General features: G+C 61.7%; 16 protein-coding genes. 11 read left to right on the forward strand and 5 right to left on the reverse strand.

Annotation, left to right across the window (positions count from 1 at the left end; genetic code table 11):
• Positions 1-22 precede the first annotated feature (22 nt).
• From BN1139_RS13070 to BN1139_RS13085, 4 genes are all read left to right on the forward strand, one after another.
• On the forward strand, positions 23-1,042 hold the full coding sequence (locus BN1139_RS13070) for a glycosyltransferase family 2 protein (RefSeq protein ID WP_005349847.1): 1,020 nt from the start codon (positions 23-25) through the stop codon (positions 1,040-1,042).
• Positions 1,039-1,410 (forward strand): GtrA family protein, encoded by a 372-nt coding sequence (locus BN1139_RS13075; RefSeq protein WP_005338463.1) that lies wholly within the window; start codon positions 1,039-1,041, stop codon positions 1,408-1,410. The genes BN1139_RS13070 and BN1139_RS13075 overlap by 4 nt, the downstream gene beginning before the upstream one ends.
• Positions 1,410-2,576 carry a hypothetical protein gene (locus tag BN1139_RS13080; protein ID WP_005349846.1) on the forward strand — a complete coding sequence of 389 codons (1,167 nt, stop codon included), beginning with the start codon at positions 1,410-1,412 and terminating at the stop codon, positions 2,574-2,576. The genes BN1139_RS13075 and BN1139_RS13080 overlap by 1 nt, the downstream gene beginning before the upstream one ends.
• 227 nt (positions 2,577-2,803) lie before the next feature.
• Positions 2,804-4,915: an alpha-amylase gene (locus tag BN1139_RS13085; protein ID WP_005349845.1), complete on the forward strand. Its 2,112-nt coding sequence runs from the start codon at positions 2,804-2,806 to the stop codon at positions 4,913-4,915.
• Positions 4,916-4,990: 75 nt separating this feature from the next.
• On the opposite strand, the gene BN1139_RS13090 is transcribed toward BN1139_RS13085, so the two are convergent.
• Positions 4,991-5,617 (reverse strand): glutathione S-transferase, encoded by a 627-nt coding sequence (locus BN1139_RS13090; RefSeq protein WP_005349844.1) that lies wholly within the window; start codon positions 5,615-5,617, stop codon positions 4,991-4,993.
• Positions 5,618-5,787: 170 nt separating this feature from the next.
• Here BN1139_RS13090 and BN1139_RS13095 point away from each other — a divergent pair, with 170 nt between their 5' ends.
• The 4 genes from BN1139_RS13095 to BN1139_RS13110 all read left to right on the forward strand — a co-directional run bounded on the left by BN1139_RS13095 (position 5,788) and on the right by BN1139_RS13110 (position 9,361).
• Positions 5,788-6,432, forward strand: a complete 645-nt coding sequence (locus BN1139_RS13095; RefSeq protein ID WP_005349842.1) for a response regulator — start codon at positions 5,788-5,790, stop codon at positions 6,430-6,432.
• 113 nt (positions 6,433-6,545) lie between these two features.
• Positions 6,546-7,142, forward strand: a complete 597-nt coding sequence (locus tag BN1139_RS13100) for a TetR/AcrR family transcriptional regulator (protein ID WP_005349841.1) — start codon at positions 6,546-6,548, stop codon at positions 7,140-7,142.
• 82 nt (positions 7,143-7,224) lie between these two features.
• Positions 7,225-8,103 carry an alpha/beta hydrolase gene (locus BN1139_RS13105; protein WP_005349840.1) on the forward strand — a complete coding sequence of 293 codons (879 nt, stop codon included), beginning with the start codon at positions 7,225-7,227 and terminating at the stop codon, positions 8,101-8,103.
• Positions 8,104-8,215: 112 nt separating this feature from the next.
• Entirely contained in the window at positions 8,216-9,361 is a 1,146-nt protein-coding gene (locus tag BN1139_RS13110) for a patatin-like phospholipase family protein (protein ID WP_005349839.1), read from the forward strand.
• 31 nt (positions 9,362-9,392) lie between these two features.
• On the opposite strand, the gene BN1139_RS13115 is transcribed toward BN1139_RS13110, so the two are convergent.
• The gene (locus BN1139_RS13115) at positions 9,393-11,345 is read right to left on the reverse strand and encodes a monovalent cation:proton antiporter family protein (RefSeq protein ID WP_005349838.1); all 1,953 of its coding nucleotides are present in this window, start codon (positions 11,343-11,345) and stop codon (positions 9,393-9,395) included.
• Positions 11,346-11,463: 118 nt separating this feature from the next.
• Here BN1139_RS13115 and BN1139_RS13120 point away from each other — a divergent pair, with 118 nt between their 5' ends.
• Positions 11,464-12,366, forward strand: a complete 903-nt coding sequence (locus tag BN1139_RS13120) for a GGDEF domain-containing protein (RefSeq protein WP_005347848.1) — start codon at positions 11,464-11,466, stop codon at positions 12,364-12,366.
• A gap of 77 nt (positions 12,367-12,443) precedes the next feature.
• Here the strand turns inward: BN1139_RS13120 and tilS are convergent, their stop codons facing one another.
• Positions 12,444-13,802: a tRNA lysidine(34) synthetase TilS gene (tilS, locus tag BN1139_RS13125; RefSeq protein WP_005349837.1), complete on the reverse strand. Its 1,359-nt coding sequence runs from the start codon at positions 13,800-13,802 to the stop codon at positions 12,444-12,446.
• A gap of 180 nt (positions 13,803-13,982) precedes the next feature.
• Between tilS and BN1139_RS13130 the strand changes: the two genes are divergently transcribed.
• Complete coding sequence (locus tag BN1139_RS13130; RefSeq protein WP_005349836.1) at positions 13,983-16,016, forward strand: M13 family metallopeptidase; 2,034 nt, start codon at positions 13,983-13,985, stop codon at positions 16,014-16,016.
• A gap of 58 nt (positions 16,017-16,074) precedes the next feature.
• A complete protein-coding gene (locus BN1139_RS13135) occupies positions 16,075-16,512 on the forward strand; it encodes a PliI family lysozyme inhibitor of I-type lysozyme (protein WP_005349835.1) in 438 nt (145 codons plus the stop codon).
• 76 nt (positions 16,513-16,588) lie between these two features.
• On the opposite strand, the gene pdxY is transcribed toward BN1139_RS13135, so the two are convergent.
• The gene (pdxY, locus tag BN1139_RS13140) at positions 16,589-17,449 is read right to left on the reverse strand and encodes a pyridoxal kinase PdxY (protein ID WP_005349833.1); all 861 of its coding nucleotides are present in this window, start codon (positions 17,447-17,449) and stop codon (positions 16,589-16,591) included.
• Between the two features lie 93 nt (positions 17,450-17,542).
• Complete coding sequence (locus BN1139_RS13145) at positions 17,543-19,675, reverse strand: lysine decarboxylase CadA (protein ID WP_005349824.1); 2,133 nt, start codon at positions 19,673-19,675, stop codon at positions 17,543-17,545.
• Positions 19,676-19,679 lie beyond the last annotated feature (4 nt).

A 19,679-nucleotide genomic window follows, 5' to 3' on the forward strand; every position in this document is an offset into this window, starting at 1 on the left:
TATCCCAAATAAGGACGTTCTTATGTCGCATCCAGATTTTCGACTCTCTCTGGTCGTTCCCGTTTACAACGAGGAAGAGAGCATCGATGCCTTCATCAACGCGATAGACAACGAACTGGCCCCGCTGAAAGACCAGCTTGAAATTGTATTCGTCAACGATGGCAGCCGTGACCGCACCCGTGAAGTGGTCGAGCAGGCCATCGCCCGCGATCCGCGCGTGACCCTGGTCAACCTAGCACGCAACTTCGGTAAAGAAGCCGCCCTGACCGCCGGTCTGCATCAGGCCAAAGGGGATGCCATCGTGCCGATGGACGTGGATCTGCAAGACCCGCCCGCCCTGATCCTGGAGTTCGTCAAACTGTGGCAGACCGGTGACTATGACACCGTCTACGGCATCCGCGTCGATCGCAGTGCCGATACCCCGATGAAGCGCCTGACTGCCGGTGGCTTCTACCGCTTCTTCAACGCCCTCTCCACCAGCACCAAGCTGCCGGAGAACGCCGGTGACTTCCGCCTGATCGACCGTCGCGTGGTCGAGGCGATCAAGCTGCTGCCGGAGCGCAACCGCTTTATGAAGGGTCTGTTTGCCTGGGCCGGTTTCCGTGCCGTTGGCGTCCCCTACGAGCGCCCGGCCCGTCACGCCGGTGAAACCAAGTTCAACTACTGGAAACTGTGGAACTTCGCCCTCGACGGTCTGCTCAGCTTCTCCAGCTGGCCGCTGCGGGTCTGGAGCTATGTGGGTGTCAGCGTCTCGCTGGTGGCCTTCCTCTATATCCTGAAAATCATCACCCAGGTGATCTTCTTCGGCATCGACGTACCCGGTTACGCCTCCCTGATGTCCGTAGTGCTGTTCCTCGGCGGTATCCAGCTGCTGTCGCTCGGCATCATCGGCGAGTACATCGGCCGCATGTTCGTGGAAGTGAAACAGCGCCCGGTCTACCTCATTGAAGGGGTCTATGGCCAGTATGCCAAGCAGGATGCGGCCAAACCGCAGAGCGCTGACGGCAACCCGCAAGAGCAGCAGGAGCAAGCGCCTCAATGATCTCCCGCGAGGAATTCTGGCGGCTGGTACGTTTCGGTTTTGTCGGCGGGGGGGCTACCCTCGTCGACCTTGGCACCTCCATCGCACTGTTTCATACCTGGCCCACCATCTCGGAGCACCTGGTTACCACGCTGGCTTTTGCCATCGCGTTCTGGTTCTCCTTCTTTGGTCACCGCTACATCACCTTCCAGAAGCAGGGAGCCGCCAGCAAGTTTCTGCTGGTTGCCCTCTTCTCGCTGGCGGTGCGTAACCTGATCCTGAGCGGCCTGCTGTTTGCGGGACTCTCCGGTCTGCTGCCGGTGGTCATCGCCACCCTGACCGTTACCGTCCTCACTTACGTTCTCTCTCGCGTCTGGGTTTTTGCCTGATGAATGATATGACCAATACTGCCCCGCTCACCGGGACTGCACTCCCCTATCGCCCCTCACTGCGCATCAGCGGCCGTGACTGGCTGATGATCATCGCCGCCTTCATGCTGAGCCGGGTGGCGCTGTATGGCATGGGTTACTTCGGTGTCCAGCTCTATGGCTCCCCCGACATCGGCCCGCTGCAGGCCTATTGTCAGTTCGACTGCGTCTGGTTCCAGCGCATCATCGAAAACGGCTACGACCTCTACCCGCGCTGGCTGAGCAAGGGCAATGCGGCCAACTGGGCCTTCATGCCGCTCTACCCGATTGTCTCTGGTGCCATCTCCAACCTGTTCAATGTCGAGAGCCTGATCGGCCTCATCATTGTTACCAATATCTCCTTCTTCGCCAGCCTGCCGCTGATGCTGCTGGTGTTGCGTCAGCTCAAGCTGGGGGACGATACCGCCCGCTTCGGCGTCTGGCTGCTCGCCTTCTCCCCCTTCTCCGCCTACTTCGTCTCCGGTTATACCGAGTCGACCTTTATGGCGCTGATGCTGGGGATGTTCCTGTTCGCCTATCGGGAGCAGTGGCTGATGGTGGCCGTGCTGGGGGTCTGTATCTCCGCCACCCGCAACCTGGGGGTGATGATGGTCTTCCCGGTGCTGATCCTGGCGCTGCAAGCCTACGGCTGGCGGGAATTTTTCCGCTTTACCGAGCGCGCCTTCAAGGTGGTGTTCACCCTCTGGATGATCCCTTTTGGCCTGTTTGCCTACATGGTCTACCTCTATCACCTGACCGGCGATGCTTTCGCCTTCAAGCACATTCAGGTGGCCTGGGGTCGCTACATGGACAGCCCGCTGGACTGGTGGCTGAGCGGTTTCGAGCTGGGCGGCCGCAAGGCTTACCTCTCCATCATGGTGATCTTCGGCTGGTGCCTGAACGGCTACCTGTTCAGCCAGAAACGCTGGGCTGAAGCGACCCTGATGTTCATCTGCTGCACCATCCCGCTGATGACCGGCCTCAACGCCATGCCACGCTATATGTTCGGGCTCTACCCGACCCTGCTGGCCATCATTCTGCTGACCCATCGCTGGCCCGCCATCCGCCCTGCTGTGCTCTGCATCAGCGGCATGGTGGCTTCCTTCATCGCGGTGGCCTTCGTCAACTTCAAGTTCTTCACCGTCTGATGTGACGACAATGCCTGATACACCAAATGCCGGTCACCTGACCGGCATTTTTTATGGCCGCTATTTTTATCGACAGAGCGTCCCTCTCCTCTCCGTCACACTTTCCTCGGCTTGAAAACGTAACCATTTGAACTGATGTCACAAATCGGCATTTTGCCGATCCAAGGCGCGCTTTGCTGCTCCTAGAATGGGCCCTTGTCCGAACTGCCCTGCTCAAGGAATGGCTTATGCGTCGTGCTTATTACTTATCCCCTCTCTGGCTCGCCCTGCTGGCCACCCCTCTGTTCACCCAACAGGCGATGGCTGCCCCCGAGGTTCACCTCTATGTGGATGGTCAACCGGTGGCGACTCCGATCGCGCTGGACAAGGGCACTGTGGAGCTGACTCACCCTCTTGCCAAGGGGAGCCACCAGATCCGCATCAGCGACGCAGACAACAGTTGCGGTACCAGCTTTGGCCCGAGCGAGAGCAAGCCACTCCCCTTCGGCACCGCCCAGCCCATGGACAAATGCAGCAAGGATCAGAGCTTTACCCTTCGGGTGATGCTGGCCGGGGAGTATCAGTTCACCTTCAACCCGGATACTCCCAGCCTCAAGGTGCTGCGGGCGACCAAGAAGAGCGAGTTCAAGCGCCAGCCCCCGGAAGAGCCCTGCATCAGCTGGGATGGCGGCCCGGTCACGGTATCCCTGAAAGGGGTCTGGCCCGACGGCACCCGACTGCGGGATGCCTACTCGAAACAGGAGGCGGTGGTCAAACAGGGCAAACTGACCCTGACCCCGAGCAAAGAGAGCGGCGGCCTGCTGCTGCTCGAGCCGGTCAAGGCAGCCAAACCAGCACCGTTCAGCTGGGATCAGGCGAGCGTCTATTTCCTGCTGACCGACCGCTTCCACAACGGCGACCCCGCCAACGACCAGAGCTTCGGCCGCCAGAAGGATGGTCAGGATGAGGTAGCCACCTGGCATGGCGGTGACTTCAAGGGGCTGACCGAGAAGCTCGACTACATCAAGAGCCTCGGCATGAACGCCATCTGGATCACCCCCATGGTGGAGCAGGTTCACGGCTTCATTGGTGGCGGCGAGCAGGGCAATTTCCCCTTCTACGCCTACCACGGCTACTGGGCGCTCGACTTCACCAAGATTGACCCCAACTACGGCGATGAAGAGAGTCTGAAAACCCTGGTGGACGAGGCCCACAAGCGCGGCATGCGGATCATCCTCGACGTGGTGATGAACCACGCCGGTTATGCCACCCTCGCCGATCTGCAAGATCTGGGGCTCACCGAACAGACCCAGAACAGCGGCAAACTGCCGACCGTCTGGAACCAGTGGCGCCCGAGCGGTGGCCTCAACTGGCATGGCTACAACCAGTTCATCGACTATCAATCACCCGCGTGGAACAAGTGGTGGAGCGGTGACTGGGTGCGCGCCGGTCTGCCCGGCTACCCGCAGCCCGGCACCGACGATGTCACTGGCTCGGTGGCGGGGCTGCCGGACTTTCTGACCGAATCGACCAAACCGGTAGGGCTGCCGCCGTTGCTGGCCGCGAAAAAAGACACCCTCGCCAAGGCGCTGCCCAACGCCACCGTGAATGACTATCTCATCGCCTGGCACACCGACTGGGTGCGCCGCTTTGGCATCGACGGTTTTCGGGCCGACACCGTCAAACATCTGGAGCCCGAGGTGTGGGCCAAGCTCAAACAGGCGGGCAGCACTGCGCTCAAGGAGTGGAAGGTTGCCAACCCGGACAAAGCCCTCGACGAGCTCCCCTTCTACATGGTGGGCGAGGTGTGGGATCACGGGGTCGCCAAGGATTTCTGGTATCAGAACGGTTTCGATTCGCTGATCAACTTCGACTATCAGCGCGAGTTCGCCCTGCCCCAGGCCCAGTGCATGGCCAGCGCCGAGCCCACCTATGCCAGCTACGCCCGCCGCATCAATCAGGATCCCGAGTTCAACGTGCTGAGCTATATCAGCTCCCACGACACCAAGCTGTTCTTTGGCGACTATCAGGATGTGCCGCTACAGCGCCGGGTCGCCAACAGCTTTATGCTGCTGCCGGGCGGTATCCAGCTCTACTACGGCGACGAGTCCGGCCGCGGGCTGGCCAAGGATGGCGGGGTGTTCGATCAGGCGCTGCGCTCGGATATGAACTGGCAGGAGCTGGCCAGCGGAGACAAGGCCGAGCTGGTCAAGCACTGGCAGCAACTGGGTCAGTTCCGCGCCGCCCATCCGGCCATTGCGGCAGGCAGTCACCAGAAACTCTCGGATGCCCCCTACGCCTTCGTGCGGGAGAAGGGGGATGACAAGGTGGTGGTGGTCTTTGCCGGTCGGCAGAAGTAACCCTTAAGCCACATTGACCAGCAGCAGAGAGGGGAGCCACTGGCTCCCCTCTTTCGTTTATCTATCTGCCAAGGCTCACAGTGACTGGCGCGCTGCCACCGGCCACTGCAGGCGCGCTTTGACCAACATCTCTTGCCACAGGGGCCAGGCCAGCAGCGCCTGCTGATAGGCTCCGGCCTGACCGGGCAACAGGATGCCGTAGCTGGCCAGCCGATAGGCCATCACCGCATAGAAGGCATCGACAAGGCCCGCCTCGCCAAAGTAGAAGGGGCCCCGCGCCTGCGACCAGATCTCCTGCAAACGAGCCAGCTCACCGACCGCCTCCACCGGGGGATCGATACGGGTTGGCGCCCCAAGAAAGAAGGGGAGCAGAGAACGGATCTGCCGAAATCCCGCGTGCAACTCGGCGCAGAGGCTGCGAGCCAGTGCCCGCTCGGCCAGCGAAACCGGATAGAGCTGGCGGTCGGGACAGAGCTCGTGAACATATTCAGCGATGGCCAGCGAGTCGTGAACCCGCACGCCATCGTGTTCGAGCCAGGGCACCAGACCGGCCGGTGCCAGCCGCTTGAGCCGGGCCAGCGACTTGGCATCCTCCAGATCGAACACCTGCTCCTGCCACGTCAGCCCGCTCATGGCGAGCACCAGTGCCGCTCGCATCGCCCAGGTGGAGCCGGTGCCCACCGCCAATACCAAGGATCCCATCTGTTGCCTCCTGCATGAGTTGCCTGCGACCGGCCGAGCTGCCCTGATGGCAAAACATCCGATGGTCGCTTCACATTTGCGCACCGGCGGGTTTGACCCTCTTGGTGAGCGATGCTAGTTTGATTTTTCAAAACAATCAGTTAGCAACAATGTGAGCCATTAACCGAAATATGGACAGCCAATTTACCATCGTCATCGCAGATGACCACCCCCTGTTTCGGGGCGCCCTTTACCAAGCGGTGCACATGGCCATCGACGACGCTCAATTGCTGGAAGCGGACTCCATCGACAGCCTGACCAGCCTGCTCGGCGAACACCCCGAAGTTGACCTGTTGCTGCTCGATCTCAAGATGCCGGGGGCCAACGGCTTCGAGGGGCTGGCCCACCTGCGCGGCCAGTATCCCGACCTGCCCATCGTGGTGGTCTCCGCCTCGGAAGATGCGGCCATCATCCAACAGGTGTTGCGGCTTGGGGCGCTCGGCTTTATTCCCAAATCGGTACCGATGAAGGAGCTGGTCAACGCCCTCAATACGGTGATCGGGGGGGATAACTGGGTGCCGGAAGGCATCTCGCTCCATCCTGAATCGGAAGATGGCCCCGATTTCGCCAGCAAGCTGGCCAGCCTCACCCCCCAGCAGTACAAGGTGCTGATAATGCTGCGCGATGGCAGCCTGAACAAACAGATCGCCTGGGAGCTCAACGTCTCAGAGGCCACCATCAAGGCCCATATCACCGCCATCTTCAGAAAACTGGGCGTCAAAAACCGCACTCAGGCGGTCATCGCCCTGCAACAGCTCGATATCAAGGAGAACTGACCCCCGCGCTCAGTGACACGCGGGAGACGACATAGCCAGCCATGCTGGCTATTTGTTGCTCGACAATTAGCACGATCGTACTTTATGCTGCCAGCGCCAACGAGGAGATAGTGATGAGCAAGGGGCGCCTGACCCGGGAAAACATTTTGCAGACTGCCTTCGAGCAGGCGAGCCAGCAAGGGCTGGAGAGCCTTACCATCGGCTCGCTGGCCAGCGCCTGCGAGATGTCGAAAAGCGGCCTGTTTGCCCACTTTCAATCCCGAGACAATCTGCAGATAGCCGTGCTGGAGTACGCCGCCGAGGTGTTCCGGCTGCGGGTGATCCAGCCGGTACGCCAGCAGGAGCACCAGAGCCAGCACGACAAGCTGATCGCCCTGCTGCGTGCCTGGCAGGCTTGGAACCACTGCTTCGCCGGACGCTGCATGTTCCTCGACGCCTGGACCTCGGTGCAGGATGGCCATGAGCAAAAGAGCCAGGTGCAGCAAGCCGCCCGGCAACTGGTGCGCTTCTGGCTCGACTATCTGGCCCGTCAGGTGGTGCAGGGTCAGGCCGCAGGCGAGTGGCGACGCGAGATGGATCCCTGGCGCGCCGTTTATCGCCTCTATGGCCTCTATCTGGCGGATCAGGTGTTCAACGATCTCGAACTGTGTCAGGATCCGGCCCGCCACTTCTGGCCCGAGGTGGACGCTCTGCTGAGCAGCTGGCGCTGATGTTTTGGCATCCGTTCAACACTAATTTTTAAAAACCAACAAAAAAGCACGACCGTTCGCACACAAAAACCACAGGATGACCATGAGCAGCAAGATCTACTTCAACACCCGCCGCTTCAGCCCGAGCAAATGGCTGCTGGGGATCGGTACCCGGTTGCACCACAGACTCGCCCCCACCCATGCCAAGCGCACCGCCAGCAAGTTGCTGCTCACCCCCCAGCGCAACCAGCGGGATGACCACGAACCTGCCGGTCTGGTGAAGCAGGCCGTCCATACCAGCGAAGGGGTATTGATGAGCTATCGGCTCGGTCAGGGGCCGCTGTGGCTGCTGATGCACGGCTGGTCCGGCAGCGCCAGCCAGTTCTATCCGCTGATGAGCCATATCGCCGCGCAGGGTTTCACCGCCATTGCCTACGATCATCCGGCCCACGGCCAGAGCACAGGCAATACTGGCCACCTACCCCGTTTCGTGCGCGCCTTCGACGAGCTGGCGACCAAGCTGGCTAGCGAAGTAGGCCCGCTGCACGGGGTCATCGCTCACAGCATGGGAGGCGCCGTCACCCTCTCCAGCCGTCAGGCGGGTATCGATACCCTGCCGCTGCTGTTGATTTCGCCGGTGCTCGACTATGTGCCCCAGCTCTACGGCATGGTGGCGCGCTCCGGCTACTCCATCCGGTTGTTCGATGCGGTGGTCAAGGAGATTGAGCAGGAGTACCAGCACCCCTTGAGCACGGTCGATCCGCTGGGACGCCTCGCCAGTCGCAGCGGCGCGGCGATGATAGTGCACGACGAGGAGGACAGATTTGCCCCCCACGGCGATTCCTTGCGGGCCAGTCAGGATGGTCATACCCGGCTGGTGAGCACCCGGGGTCTGGGCCACGGTCGCATCCTCGCCAGCGCCCCGGTATTCGCCGCCTTCGATCAGCTGGCGCGGCCGGAAAATCCTCACCGCGCCCTTTGACACGGGGCCATGAAAAAAACGGGCGAGCGCCCGTTTTTATATTTGATACAGCGCCTTATAGTTAACTTGTCAGTGGGAACATTCTTGTCAGAACACGATAAGGCGCCAGCATATGGCCAGACCCAATACAGCGTTGTTGCTCACCGGTGGCGGTGCTCGCGCCGCCTATCAGGTCGGCGCCCTCAAGGCGATTGCGGAGCTCTACCCGCGCAATCTCGGCATCCCTTTTCCCATCCTCTGTGGCACCTCGGCGGGGGCCATCAATGTCACCGCGCTGGCCTGCTACGCCTCCTGCTTCCATCTGGGGGTGCGCAAGCTGGAGTGGGTCTGGCGCCGCTTCGAGACCCACCACATCTTCGATTTTCACCCCGGGCGCCTGCTGTGGCGGTTGATGTACGAAGGGTCGGCAGGGCTGATCAACCCCCACACCAACCACGCCTTTCACCTCTTTGACAACGCGCCACTGCACCGCCTGCTGGATCAGCTCATCGACTATCACCGCATCGATGACAACATCCTCTACGGCAGTCTGGAGGCGCTGGCCATCACGGCATCGGATTACGATGACGGCCTCTCCACCACCTTCTTTCAGGGACGGGCCGACCACCACCCGTGGGAGCGAGCCAGACGGCGCGGGGTACGTACCGTGCTTACATCGGAGCACCTGCTCGCCTCCTCGGCGTTGCCCTTCGTCTTTCCGGCCACCCGGATCGGCGAGAAGTTCTACGGCGACGGCTCCATCCACCAGCTGAGCCCGCTCAGCCCCGCCATCCATCTGGGGGCGGAGCGGATCCTGCTGATCACCCTGGATCCGCCAGCGCACTCGGCGCCGACCCATCACCACGGCCATCTCACCAGCTCCAATATCGCCAGCCATCTGCTCGATACGGTCTTTACCGACACTCTCAACTCCGATCTGGAGCGGCTATGGCGCATCAACCAGACTCTGGATCTGATCCCGGAGCGGGAGCGCAGCCGTCTCAAACTGAAACGGGTGGAGACCTGCGTGCTCAAACCAAGCGAAGACCTCGACGCCATGGCGCTGGCCTATCTGCGCAAACTGCCGCTGCAGTTGCGCCGCCTGTTGCGAGTGTTGGGAGTGAAGGGGGATGAGACCAGCAGTCTGGCCAGCTTTCTGATGTTCTATCCGGGTTACTGCCAGCAGCTGATCAAGCTGGGCTATCGGGATACTCTCCGGGAGCGGGAGCGGGTCGCCACCTTCCTCGATATCGAGGGGCAGCCAAAAGAGCGGGAGTAAACAGGAGCGTGGTCGATGAGAGCGAGGAGCTTCAGTGCCCCTCCAGCAAACGCTGCTCAGCCTGTTCCATCGCCACCACGGTACCAAACAGGATCAGCCGGTCACCGGCCGCCAGCACCAGCTCGGGTCTGGGCTCCAGACTCTGATCGCCGCGCTGCACCTCCTTGATCCGCACCTCATCAAGCGGCAGCTCGCGCACTTCATGGCCCACCGCCCACGCCTGGTCGTGCAGCAACAGGGGATGGAGGCGTTCAAGCAACTGATCTGCCTCCAGATTGCTGGCACTCTGATCCCCCCAGTAGAAGCCGTGCAGGAAGCGATACTGACTGCTGCGCTCCAGCTCCATCCGGCGGATCACCCGACCGATGGGGATATCGCAGTTGAGCAGCAGGTGGGAGACCAGCATCAGGGCACCCTCCTGGGATTCGGGGATCACCTCAAACGCCCCCGCCTGCTTGTACTGCTCCAGAAAACTGTCATCCCGGGTACGCACCAGCACCTTGAGATCCCCCGCCAGTTCGCGGATCAGTGCCAGCATCGCCTCCACCCGCTTGCGATCATCAAAGGTGATGATCACCAGCCGCGCCCGCAACAACCCGGCGGCCAGCAGAATATCGCGGCGGCTGGCATCGCCGAAGGCCACCTGCTCCCCCGCCAGCTTGGCCTCGCTCACCCGCTCCGGGTCAAGATCGAGGGCCAGAAAGGGGATCTCCTCGATCTTGAGAAAGCGGGCACAGGTCTGCCCGGCCCGGCCAAACCCGGCGATGATGACATGCTGGTTTTTGCTCAGGCCCGACTGGGCGACTTCGGAGCGGGTCAGCAGCGCCGGGTCGGTGAGGCTGCGAGCCAGCGAATGGGCCTGAGTCACCAGCCAGGGGGTCATGGCGATGGAGATGATGCCGATGCCGATCAGCAGGGAGACCAGTTGTTGATCCAGCAAGCCGTGGTGGAGCGCCAGCGCCAGCAGCACGAAGCCGAACTCCCCCACCTGACTGAGCATGATGCCGGCGGCCATGCTGTCACGCTTGCGCTCCCCCATCAGCCGCCCGGCCAGCAGCACCAGCAGGGATTTGCACAGCACCAGCAGCACCACGCAGATCAGCACCTGCCACCAAGCCCGCGCCACCAGCTCCCACTCCATGGCCATGCCGATGGTGATAAAGAAGAGCCCCATCAGCACGTCGCGAAAGGGCTTGATGTCTACCTCAAGCTGATGACGGTAGTGGGACTCCCCCAGCATCATCCCCGCCAGAAATGCCCCCAGCGCCATCGACAACCCGAGTGAATGGGTCATGTAGGCAGCCAGCAGTGCCACCAGCAGGGCACTCAGCACGAACAACTCGTCGGAGCGGGCTCGCGCCACCTCGTGAAACAGCAGCGGCAGCAACCACTTGCCCACCGCCAGCAGAGTGAAGAGAGCAAACAGCCCCTTGAGGGTGGCCCAGGCGATCTCGGCGGCCAGCGCACTCCCCTGCACTTCCGGCTGGGCGAGGATCGGGATCATCACCAGCAGGGGCACCACCGCCAGATCCTGAAACAGCAGCACGCTCACCCCCAGCTGGGCGCGGCGGGTATGGAGCTGCTTCTGCTCGCCAAGCTGCTTGATCACCACCGCCGTCGACGACAGAGCAAGCGTCCCCGCCACCACCAGCGACTGGGCCAGACCCAGCCCCCACCACCAGCCGATGGCGAAAAAGAGCAGTGACGTGAGCAGCACCTGCAACATCCCGACCCCCAGCACCAACCGGCGCATCGCCAGCAATTTCGGCAGGGAGAACTCCAGCCCCAGCGAGAACATCAGAAAGACGATCCCCAGCTCGGCAATAGTCTGCATGATCGACTGGCCGGTGATCACCGCCAGCCCGTGGGGGCCGAGCAAGACGCCGGCAATCAGGTAGGCGAGGATGACCGGCAAGCCGAGGCGCCGGAAAGTTGCCACCAGCAGAACGGCGGCGAACAGCAGGATCAACAGGTCGGTGTACAAATTTTCCTCTCCTTTTATCGACTTAAGCTTAGTCAGCCGATCTGGCGGGCAGGAAAGATATATTGGGCATGCCAATTGCAGGGAGGAGACAGTAGTCAGGTGTTACAGGTGGAAGACCATGGAAAATACGTCGTCACTTAATGGCTTTAGCCATGGCATCGAGCAGTGGGTTCGCCAGATGGAGCGGCTCACGCCGTTGCCCAGCGTTGAACGCAACCAGTTGCTCGAGCAGTTGTTGGGGCAGAGCGATCTCGGCGGTCTGCTGACAACTTTTGCCGATCGTGCGGCAAGAATTGTCAGGATCCACGGTCTCTACCTCGATTGTGGCCAGCCCCATGTGCTGATCCAGCACCCGCCGCTGGCCACCCTCAACCTGCACAACTATCCGTTCGAACTGCGCGGTCAACATGGCCAGCTGCTCGGCCAGCTCCACTACGAGCTGGAACATCCGCTGAGCGGCAGCCAGCAACGGGTACTGATGCAATACCATCAGCTGCTCTGCCTGCTGCTGCCCCTCTATCTGCGGCTGGAAAAACTGGATCAGCTGGTCCGGCTCGATCACCTGACCGGCCTTGGCAACCGCTCCTACTTTGACGAGGCCATCGGTCGCGCCATCGAACAGCACAGCCGCGAGCCCCACGGTCTGGTGCTGGTGCTGCTGGATCTCGATCGCTTCAAGCAGATCAATGACACCTGGGGCCATCCGGTGGGGGATCTGGTGCTGAGCCGCTTCGCCCAGCTGCTCAAGGGGTGTATCCGCAGCACGGATCAAGCCTTCCGGCTTGGAGGAGATGAATTTGCCCTGCTGCTGCAACCGGCCGAACCCGAGGCGTGGCGCCCGGTCTGGCTGCGACTGCAGCATATGTTGATGACCAATAAGGAGCTCAGCACCTTCTCGGTCGGATGCAGCCTTGGCGCCGCCAGCTGGCAATCCGGGGTCGATGTGCCGAGCCTCTACGAGGCGGCCGACAGTCACCTCTACGCCCGCAAAAAAGCCGGCAAAGCCAGCCCTAACGAATAATCCCGAACTCTTCTTTGCTCCGGCACATGCGCGCCATGTGACCGGAGCTTCTTTTTTGGGGTTACGCCGAGACCACCTCAGACAAGATCCTGCTCGGGCAGGATGGGGGCGGCACCGCCCCCTTGCCAGTGGCACACCAGCCCGGCACCCTGCGCCATAAAACCGTCGCAGATAAAGAGCCCCACCACCGCCGCCACCTGCTCGCCATAGTAGAGGATGGGGATGCGCCCCCGTTGCCACGAGGGAACACCATACTCTTGCAGCAGCTTCTTCATCCGCCGACTGCCGCTTCGCCCCACCGGTTTGAGGGGGATCCCGGGCGCTACCTGAAAACGCACCGAGAGCGGTTCATCCGGCCGGGGGATACGCAGCCGATCCTCGCCGTGCTCCGCCATACGCACCACCAGCTCGCCCACCCCTTCCGGCAGGGTCAGCGGCTCGCCCACAATCATCGGCAATACCTGATGGCAAGGTTGTAGGTCAGGGCTCACCAGATAGAGCCGCTCCTGAAAACGACGGCAGCTTTGGCGCCCCCAGTTGAGCCGGGGATTGGCATCGCCGCGCGCCAGCGCTACCTCCTGCCACAGCCGGGCAAGCTGCTCACGGGATGGCATCTCGCCCCCCTGCCGGCGGATCCAGTAGCGCAGCAGGTTGTTGCGCCGGGTAGGTGAAAGGGCGTGCAGCGGGCCGATATGGAGCGCCTCCCCCTCGCCCGCCAGCTGCCAGTCGCTCTCGGCAAGCTCCTCCAACAGCGCCTCCTGCTCGGCGCACAGGGCCATGCTGCGCGCCGCGGTCTGGGCCATGGCGGGCCAGCGCGCCTTGAGCTGGGGGATAAGCGTCTGGCGCAAAAAGTTGCGGTCATAACTCACCTCCTGATTGCTCTCATCCTCCACCCAGCCAAAGGGGAGGCTCGCCGCCGCATCGGCCAGCTCGGCGCGACTCATATCGAGCAGCGGCCGCAGCAACAGGCCGCCAGCAAAGGGCTGGCTTGGCAGGATCCCCGCCAGCCCGCGCAGACCGGCGCCGCGCTTGAGGGCCAGCAGCAGGGTCTCCAGCTGATCGTCCTGATGGTGGGCGGTGAGCAGCCACTCCCCCTCCCGCATCCGGGCGGTCAGCCGTTGGTAACGGGCGGTGCGGGCCTGCGCCTCCAGACTCTCGCCATTGCCGCGGATCAGAGTCACCCGCTCGACCAGCAGCTCCACCGCCAATTGCTGACACACGGCTTCACAATGAGCGACCCACTCATCGGCATGGGGACTGAGGCCGTGGTGCACGTGCAGGGCGCTAAGTGGCAGGCCATGCTCGCGGGCATACTGCGCCGCCAGCACCAGCAGCAGGGTGGAGTCGAGGCCGCCACTGAAGGCCACCAGCAGACCGGTGGAACCTTCCGGCGCTGGCATAGTCAGACAAAAGCGAGAATAAAGATGAGAAATCATAGGCTTCCCCAAAACGGACCGGCCGATCTTAGCAGAGTCGGGCTTATCAAGCTGCAACCCTGCTGCTAGAGTGAGGCTCGCCCGCCCTCTCCACCAGGCTGGCCGCAAGGCGGTCGCACAACCGGTTGGAGCAAGGAAGATGGGCAGGGAAGCAAACAATCGGAATTGGAATCAAACAAGATGAACAATAAGAAAAGCTTACTGGCCGGCCTGATTGGACTGGCACTGCTGGCTGGCTGCAGTCAGGCACCGCAAGACTCCCCCAAACACTCCGGGCTGGCGCTGGCCAATATGGACACCCAGGTCAAACCCGGCGATGACTTCTTCCGCTACGTCAATGGCAAGTGGCTCGCCACCGCCAAGATCCCTGACGATCGCCCCGCCGATGGCGCCTTCTACATGCTGCGGGACAAATCCCTCGCCGATGTGCGGGTGCTGGTCGAAGGGCTGGCCAAGCAGGAGGCCGCCACCGGCACGCCGACCCAGCAGATCCGCGATCTCTACGCCAGCTATCTGGATCAGGCAGGCCGTGACGCCAAGGGGCTCACCCCGCTGGCACCGGCGCTTGCCGATATCGACCGGATCGATGATCAGGCTGCGCTGGCCCGCGCCTTTGCCCAGTCGGGCCGCATGGGCGGCGGCGCGCCGTTTGGCATCTGGATCGACGCCGATGCCAAGTCCCCCGACCGCTATGCGGTCTACCTCTATCAAGGTGGACTGGGGCTACCGGATCGGGAGTACTACCTCAAGCAGGATCCCGAGAGTCAGGCCCTGCGCCAGAAGTACCAGCAGCATATCGCCGCCATGCTGAGCCGCCTCGGGGAATCTGACCCGAGCGGCAAGGCCAAACGGATTCTGGCCCTCGAAACCCGGCTCGCCACCATCCAGTGGGACAACGTCGCCCTGCGGGATCGGGAGAAGAACTACAACAAGCGCCCCGCCAGCGAACTGGCACGGCTCGCCCCCCATCTCGACTGGCAGGCTTATCTCAATGCCGCGGGCATTGCTGGCCAGCCGGAGCTCATCATCGGCCAGCCGACCTATCTGAGCGCGTTGGATCAGGTGATGGCCCAGACCCCCATCGCCGACTGGCAGGCCTACCTCAAGTGGCAACTGCTGACCGACTACGCCCCCTATCTCGACAGCGAGACCGACCGCGCCAACTTCGCCTTCTACGGCACCACATTGAGCGGCACGCCCAAGCAGCGCGCCAGCTGGGAGCGGGCGCTCGGGGTGCTGAACGATCATCTGGGTGAAGCGGTCGGCCAGCTCTATGTGGCCCGCTACTTCCCGCCTGCGGCCAAGGAGCGGATGGAGCAGCTGGTGGAGAACCTGCGCACCGCCTACGGCCAGAGCATCAAGGAGCTCGACTGGATGTCGCCCGAGACCAAGGCGCAGGCCCTCGAGAAGCTGGCCAAGTTCCGCCCCAAGATCGGCTACCCCGACAAGTGGAAGGATTACAGCGCCATCGCCATCAAACCGGATGATCTGGTGGGCAACCTGCAACGCTCGCAAGCCTTTGAATACGCAGACAGTTTGGCTCGCCTCGGCAAGCCGGTCGACCGGGACGAGTGGCACATGTCGCCGCAGACGGTGAACGCCTACTACAACCCGAGCAACAACGAGATCGTCTTCCCGGCGGCCATTTTGCAGCCCCCCTTCTTCGATATGACGGCGGATGATGCGGTCAACTACGGCGCCATCGGCGGGGTCATTGGCCACGAGATGGGCCACGGTTTTGATGATCAGGGGGCCAAATCCGACGGTGACGGCATGATGCGCGACTGGTGGACGCCGCAGGATCTCAAGGAGTTCCGCTTCCGCACCAGCCGTCTGGTGGCCCAGTACAACCGCTTCGAGCCCATCAACGGCCAGTTCGTCAATGGTCAGTTCACTCTGGGTGAGAACATCGGCGATCTGGGCGGTCTCACCATCGCCCACAAGGCCTACGAGCTGTCACTGGATGGCAAGGAGGCACCGGTGCTGGACGGCTTCACCGGCGAACAGCGCTTCTTCCTCGGCTGGGCGCAGGTATGGAAAGGGATGTATCGTCCCGAGCTGATGCAGATGCTGCTGCGCTCCGACCCCCACTCGCCGCCCGAGTACCGGGTCAACGGCGTGGTGCCGAATATTCCCGCCTTCTATGAGGCATTCAACATCCAGCCGGGGGACAAGCTCTATCTGCCGCCCCAGAAGCGGGTGAAGATCTGGTAACAGCATCACGGCGGGCTCCCCGGGAGCCCGCACTCAAGAGACAGCAAGAGGTTGCAAGATGAACAGAGCATTGATGATGGCAGGGCTGCTGACCCTGCCGCTGGCCGCCCAGGCCGAAGAGGGATTTAACAAGCAACTGACCCTGCCCTCCGGGCAGGTGATCCGGGTGACGCAGGGGGCAGGTGAACCCGCCTCCATCGGCAGCTATGACGTGCGGCTCTATTCGGGCCAGAACGCCCAATTTCCACTGGATGAGTTTCAGGATGGCAAGGTGATGGCTCGCAACGGCTTTATCCGGGAGCTGAAACTGGTCGATTTGAATGGCGACAAGCAGCCCGAGCTGGTGGTCATCATCGAGAGCGCCGGCAGCGGCAGCTATCAGGATGCCGATGCCTACACCGTCAGTCCGCAAGGGGAGCTGGAGATCTTCAATCAGGTCAAGGAGCTGGAACCCAAAGAGGATGTGGTCAAGGCGCTCAAAAGCCCGCAGGACTAAGCCCTCTCCCCGAATCTGAAATATAAAAAGCCCTGATGATCAGGGCTTTGTTGTTTCTTCTGTGCGCGTAATCAGCTCAGAGGCGGGTCGCCCGGATGGAGACCTGCGGCAGCGCCATCTCGTGCTGGGCCGCCACCAGTTGCAGCTCGTAGGCCCCCGCCAGCCAGGTGCGAGCCAGCACGGCATCAACGCTGGCGTTGGTAAGTTCGAACGCCGCTACCGGGGTACAACCCGCCAGCAGATTGGCCAGCATGGTGGCGCTCAGCAGATCCCCCACCCCGATGGGGTGGCGGGCAAAAGGGTAGAGCGGGCGGGAGAGATGAAAGGTCCCCTCCTCACACACCAGCAGCATTTCGAAGCGGTCCATGGCAAAACCGGCCTTGCCCAGATGCTTGACCATCACCAGCTTGACCCCTTGCGCGCGCAGTTGCTGGCACGCCTCGATGGCCTCCGGCACATTGCGGATATCGCGGCCGGTGAGCTGTTCCAGCTCCAGCAGATTGGGGGCCAGCATATCGGCACAGGCCAGTGCCCGGTGTTTCAGAAAATCGGCGACGCCGGGTGCCACTATGCACCCCTTGTCGGGGTGACCCATCACGGGGTCACAAAAATAGAGGGCGTTTGGATTGAGCGCCTTGAGCCGGGCCACCGCCGCCAGGATCTCCTCCCCCTGTTCGGCCGAGCCGAGGTAGCCGCTCAAGATCGCATCGCACTCGGCCAGCACGCCGATCTCCGCCAGGCCGTTTACCAGCTGACGGATATGACCGCCGGGCATCACCATCCCCTGCCAGCCTTCGCGGTATTGGGTGTGGTTGGAGAACTGCACCGTGTTCATCGGCCACACCTCGATCCCGAGGCGACGCATGGGAAAAACGGCGGCGCTGTTGCCGGCACAGCCAAAGACTACGTGGGATTGAATGGAGAGCACTCGCTTCATGATTGGCGACTCACGCAATAAGAACAGGAATTCCGGAGGGAAAAACGGGCCTTGCGGCCCGTTGTTGTCACTTTCGACTGTTGTCACTGTCGATTAACGCAGCACCTTGACGGTGTAGCTGCCATCGGCCTGACGATAGAGGCCGTGGATGTCGGTCTCGAAACCCGGGTAGTGGGCACCGATCTCGCACAGCATCTCGAGGAACTCGAGCACCGGCAGAGAATCCTGGGTCACCATCTCGCCCGGCAGTACCAGCGGAACTCCCGGCGGGTACGGCAGGATCATGTTGGCGCTGATGCGGTCAACCATGTCACGCAGCGGCACTTCCACCACGTTGCCGGCCAGCTCCTGCTGCCATGCGGCGTGCGGAGTCATCTTCATCTCCGGCAGTACGTCGAACGCCTTGAACATCAGCTCCGGCAGACGGTACTTGCTGGTCAGCTCGTGAATGCGCTGGGCCAGCTCCTGGATACGCATCCCTTCGTAGAAGCTCGGGTCTTCACGATAGAGGCTCGGCAGGATGCTCTTGATGGTCAGGTTCAGGTCGTAGCCGCGCTTGAACTCGGTCAGGGCGCGCAGCAGCTGCATCGCCTTGGACTGATCGATACCGATGGAGAAGAGGAACAGCATGTTGTAAGGGCCGGTCTTCTCGACCACGATGCCGCGTTCGTCCAGGAACTTGGAGACCAGAGAGGCAGGGATGCCCTTCTCCAGCAGCTGGCCGTCACGACCCATACCCGGAGTCAGCAGGGTGACCTTGATCGGATCCAGGTACATGTGGTTGTCATCGATGTCCTTGAAGCCGTGCCAGTCATCTTTCGGATCCAGCTTCCAGCACTCGACGGTGTCGATGTTGTCCGGCTGCCATACGTCGAAGAACCAGCCTTCGCTCTGATCACGCAGACGCTTGATCTCTTTGCGGAAGGAGATGGCGCGATCAATGGAGTCCTTGATCAGACGCTTGCCGGTGTTGCCACGCATCATGGCAGCGGAGATCTCGGTCGATGCCACGATGCCGTACTGCGGCGAGGTGGAGGTGTGCATCATGAAGGCTTCGTTGAAGGTCTCTTCCTCCACGTCACCCTTGATGTGGATCATCGAGGCCTGGGAGAAGGCCGCCAGCAGCTTGTGGGTGGACTGGGTTTCGTAGAACACCTTGCCCGGCATAGCTTCGCCGCTCATGCCGCACTTGCCTTCATAGATCGGGCTGAAGTTGGTGTAAGGCACCCAGGCACTGTCGAAGTGGATGTAAGGGGTATCCAGACTCTCCTTGATGAAGCCGGTGTTGTAGAGCAGGCCATCATAGGTGGAGTTGGTGACGACGGCGTAACGGGGAGCCTGGGCACCCGGTGTCGCGGCAACCTTGGCAGCGATGGTGTCGCGACTGAATTCGCTCTGCGGGATACCACCCAGAATGCCATAGGCGTTGCGGGTCGGACGGAAGTAGATCGGGGTCACGTCGTTCATCATCATCAAGTGAGTGAGCGACTTGTGGCAGTTACGGTCAACCAGCACTGTGCTGCCGGCCGGCGCGGAGTACATGCCGACGATCTTGTTGGCAGTGGAGGTGCCGTTGGTGACGATATAGGAGCGATCGGCGTTGAAGGTACGGGCGATGTACTCTTCGGCTTCCTTGTGCGGACCTGAGTGATCCAGCAGGGAGCCCAGCTCCGGCATGGAGATGGATACGTCAGCCTTGAACGCGTTCGGGCCGTAGAAGTCATAGAAGATGCTGCCGGCCGGGCTCATCTGGAAGGCGGTACCGCCCATGTGACCCGGAGTACAGAAGGTGTATTTACCCTCTTCCACGTACTTGAACAGCGCCTTGGTAAACGGCGGCAGGATGGCGTCTTGATACTCCTGAGTGGCCTGACCCATCTTGAGGGCGATGTCGTCAGCCATGCCAAGACGGTACTCGAAGAAGTGCACGTTCAGACGCAGGTCGGTCAGGTGAATGTCCAGGGTGGACTGGTCGTTGGCGAAGGCGAAGATCGGCAGCTTCTCGTTGCGATCGTGGATCTCCTTGCACAGACCCAGGGAGTATTTGTCCCAGTCGAAGATGGCGCCGCAAACGCGGGGGTTCTTCTCGATCAGTTTCAGCAGGTCGGCCACATCGACCGGATAAACAACCTCGAAACCCTTGCGCTCGAGGGAGGCTTGCAGCTGGCGAATGGGTTCTTCTTTAAAGAAAACGCCCAGGTGGTTGAGGATGGCAATGATATTCATCGTA

The sequence above is a fragment of the Aeromonas veronii bv. veronii genome (assembly GCF_000820225.1).
Lineage (GTDB): Bacteria > Pseudomonadota > Gammaproteobacteria > Enterobacterales > Aeromonadaceae > Aeromonas > Aeromonas veronii.

Excerpts from the sequence above, each read along its gene's own strand:
- BN1139_RS13070 (WP_005349847.1), top strand. The coding sequence starts at position 23 with ATGTCGCATCCAGATTTTCGACTCTCTCTGGTCGTTCCCGTTTACAAC.
- BN1139_RS13075 (WP_005338463.1), top strand. The coding sequence starts at position 1,039 with ATGATCTCCCGCGAGGAATTCTGGCGGCTGGTACGTTTCGGTTTTGTC.
- BN1139_RS13080 (WP_005349846.1), top strand. The coding sequence starts at position 1,410 with ATGAATGATATGACCAATACTGCCCCGCTCACCGGGACTGCACTCCCC.
- BN1139_RS13085 (WP_005349845.1), top strand. The coding sequence starts at position 2,804 with ATGCGTCGTGCTTATTACTTATCCCCTCTCTGGCTCGCCCTGCTGGCC.
- BN1139_RS13090 (WP_005349844.1), bottom strand. The coding sequence starts at position 5,617 with ATGGGATCCTTGGTATTGGCGGTGGGCACCGGCTCCACCTGGGCGATG.
- BN1139_RS13095 (WP_005349842.1), top strand. The coding sequence starts at position 5,788 with ATGGACAGCCAATTTACCATCGTCATCGCAGATGACCACCCCCTGTTT.
- BN1139_RS13100 (WP_005349841.1), top strand. The coding sequence starts at position 6,546 with ATGAGCAAGGGGCGCCTGACCCGGGAAAACATTTTGCAGACTGCCTTC.
- BN1139_RS13105 (WP_005349840.1), top strand. The coding sequence starts at position 7,225 with ATGAGCAGCAAGATCTACTTCAACACCCGCCGCTTCAGCCCGAGCAAA.
- BN1139_RS13110 (WP_005349839.1), top strand. The coding sequence starts at position 8,216 with ATGGCCAGACCCAATACAGCGTTGTTGCTCACCGGTGGCGGTGCTCGC.
- BN1139_RS13120 (WP_005347848.1), top strand. The coding sequence starts at position 11,464 with ATGGAAAATACGTCGTCACTTAATGGCTTTAGCCATGGCATCGAGCAG.
- tilS (WP_005349837.1), bottom strand. The coding sequence starts at position 13,802 with ATGATTTCTCATCTTTATTCTCGCTTTTGTCTGACTATGCCAGCGCCG.
- BN1139_RS13130 (WP_005349836.1), top strand. The coding sequence starts at position 13,983 with ATGAACAATAAGAAAAGCTTACTGGCCGGCCTGATTGGACTGGCACTG.
- BN1139_RS13135 (WP_005349835.1), top strand. The coding sequence starts at position 16,075 with ATGAACAGAGCATTGATGATGGCAGGGCTGCTGACCCTGCCGCTGGCC.
- pdxY (WP_005349833.1), bottom strand. The coding sequence starts at position 17,449 with ATGAAGCGAGTGCTCTCCATTCAATCCCACGTAGTCTTTGGCTGTGCC.
- BN1139_RS13145 (WP_005349824.1), bottom strand. The coding sequence starts at position 19,675 with ATGAATATCATTGCCATCCTCAACCACCTGGGCGTTTTCTTTAAAGAA.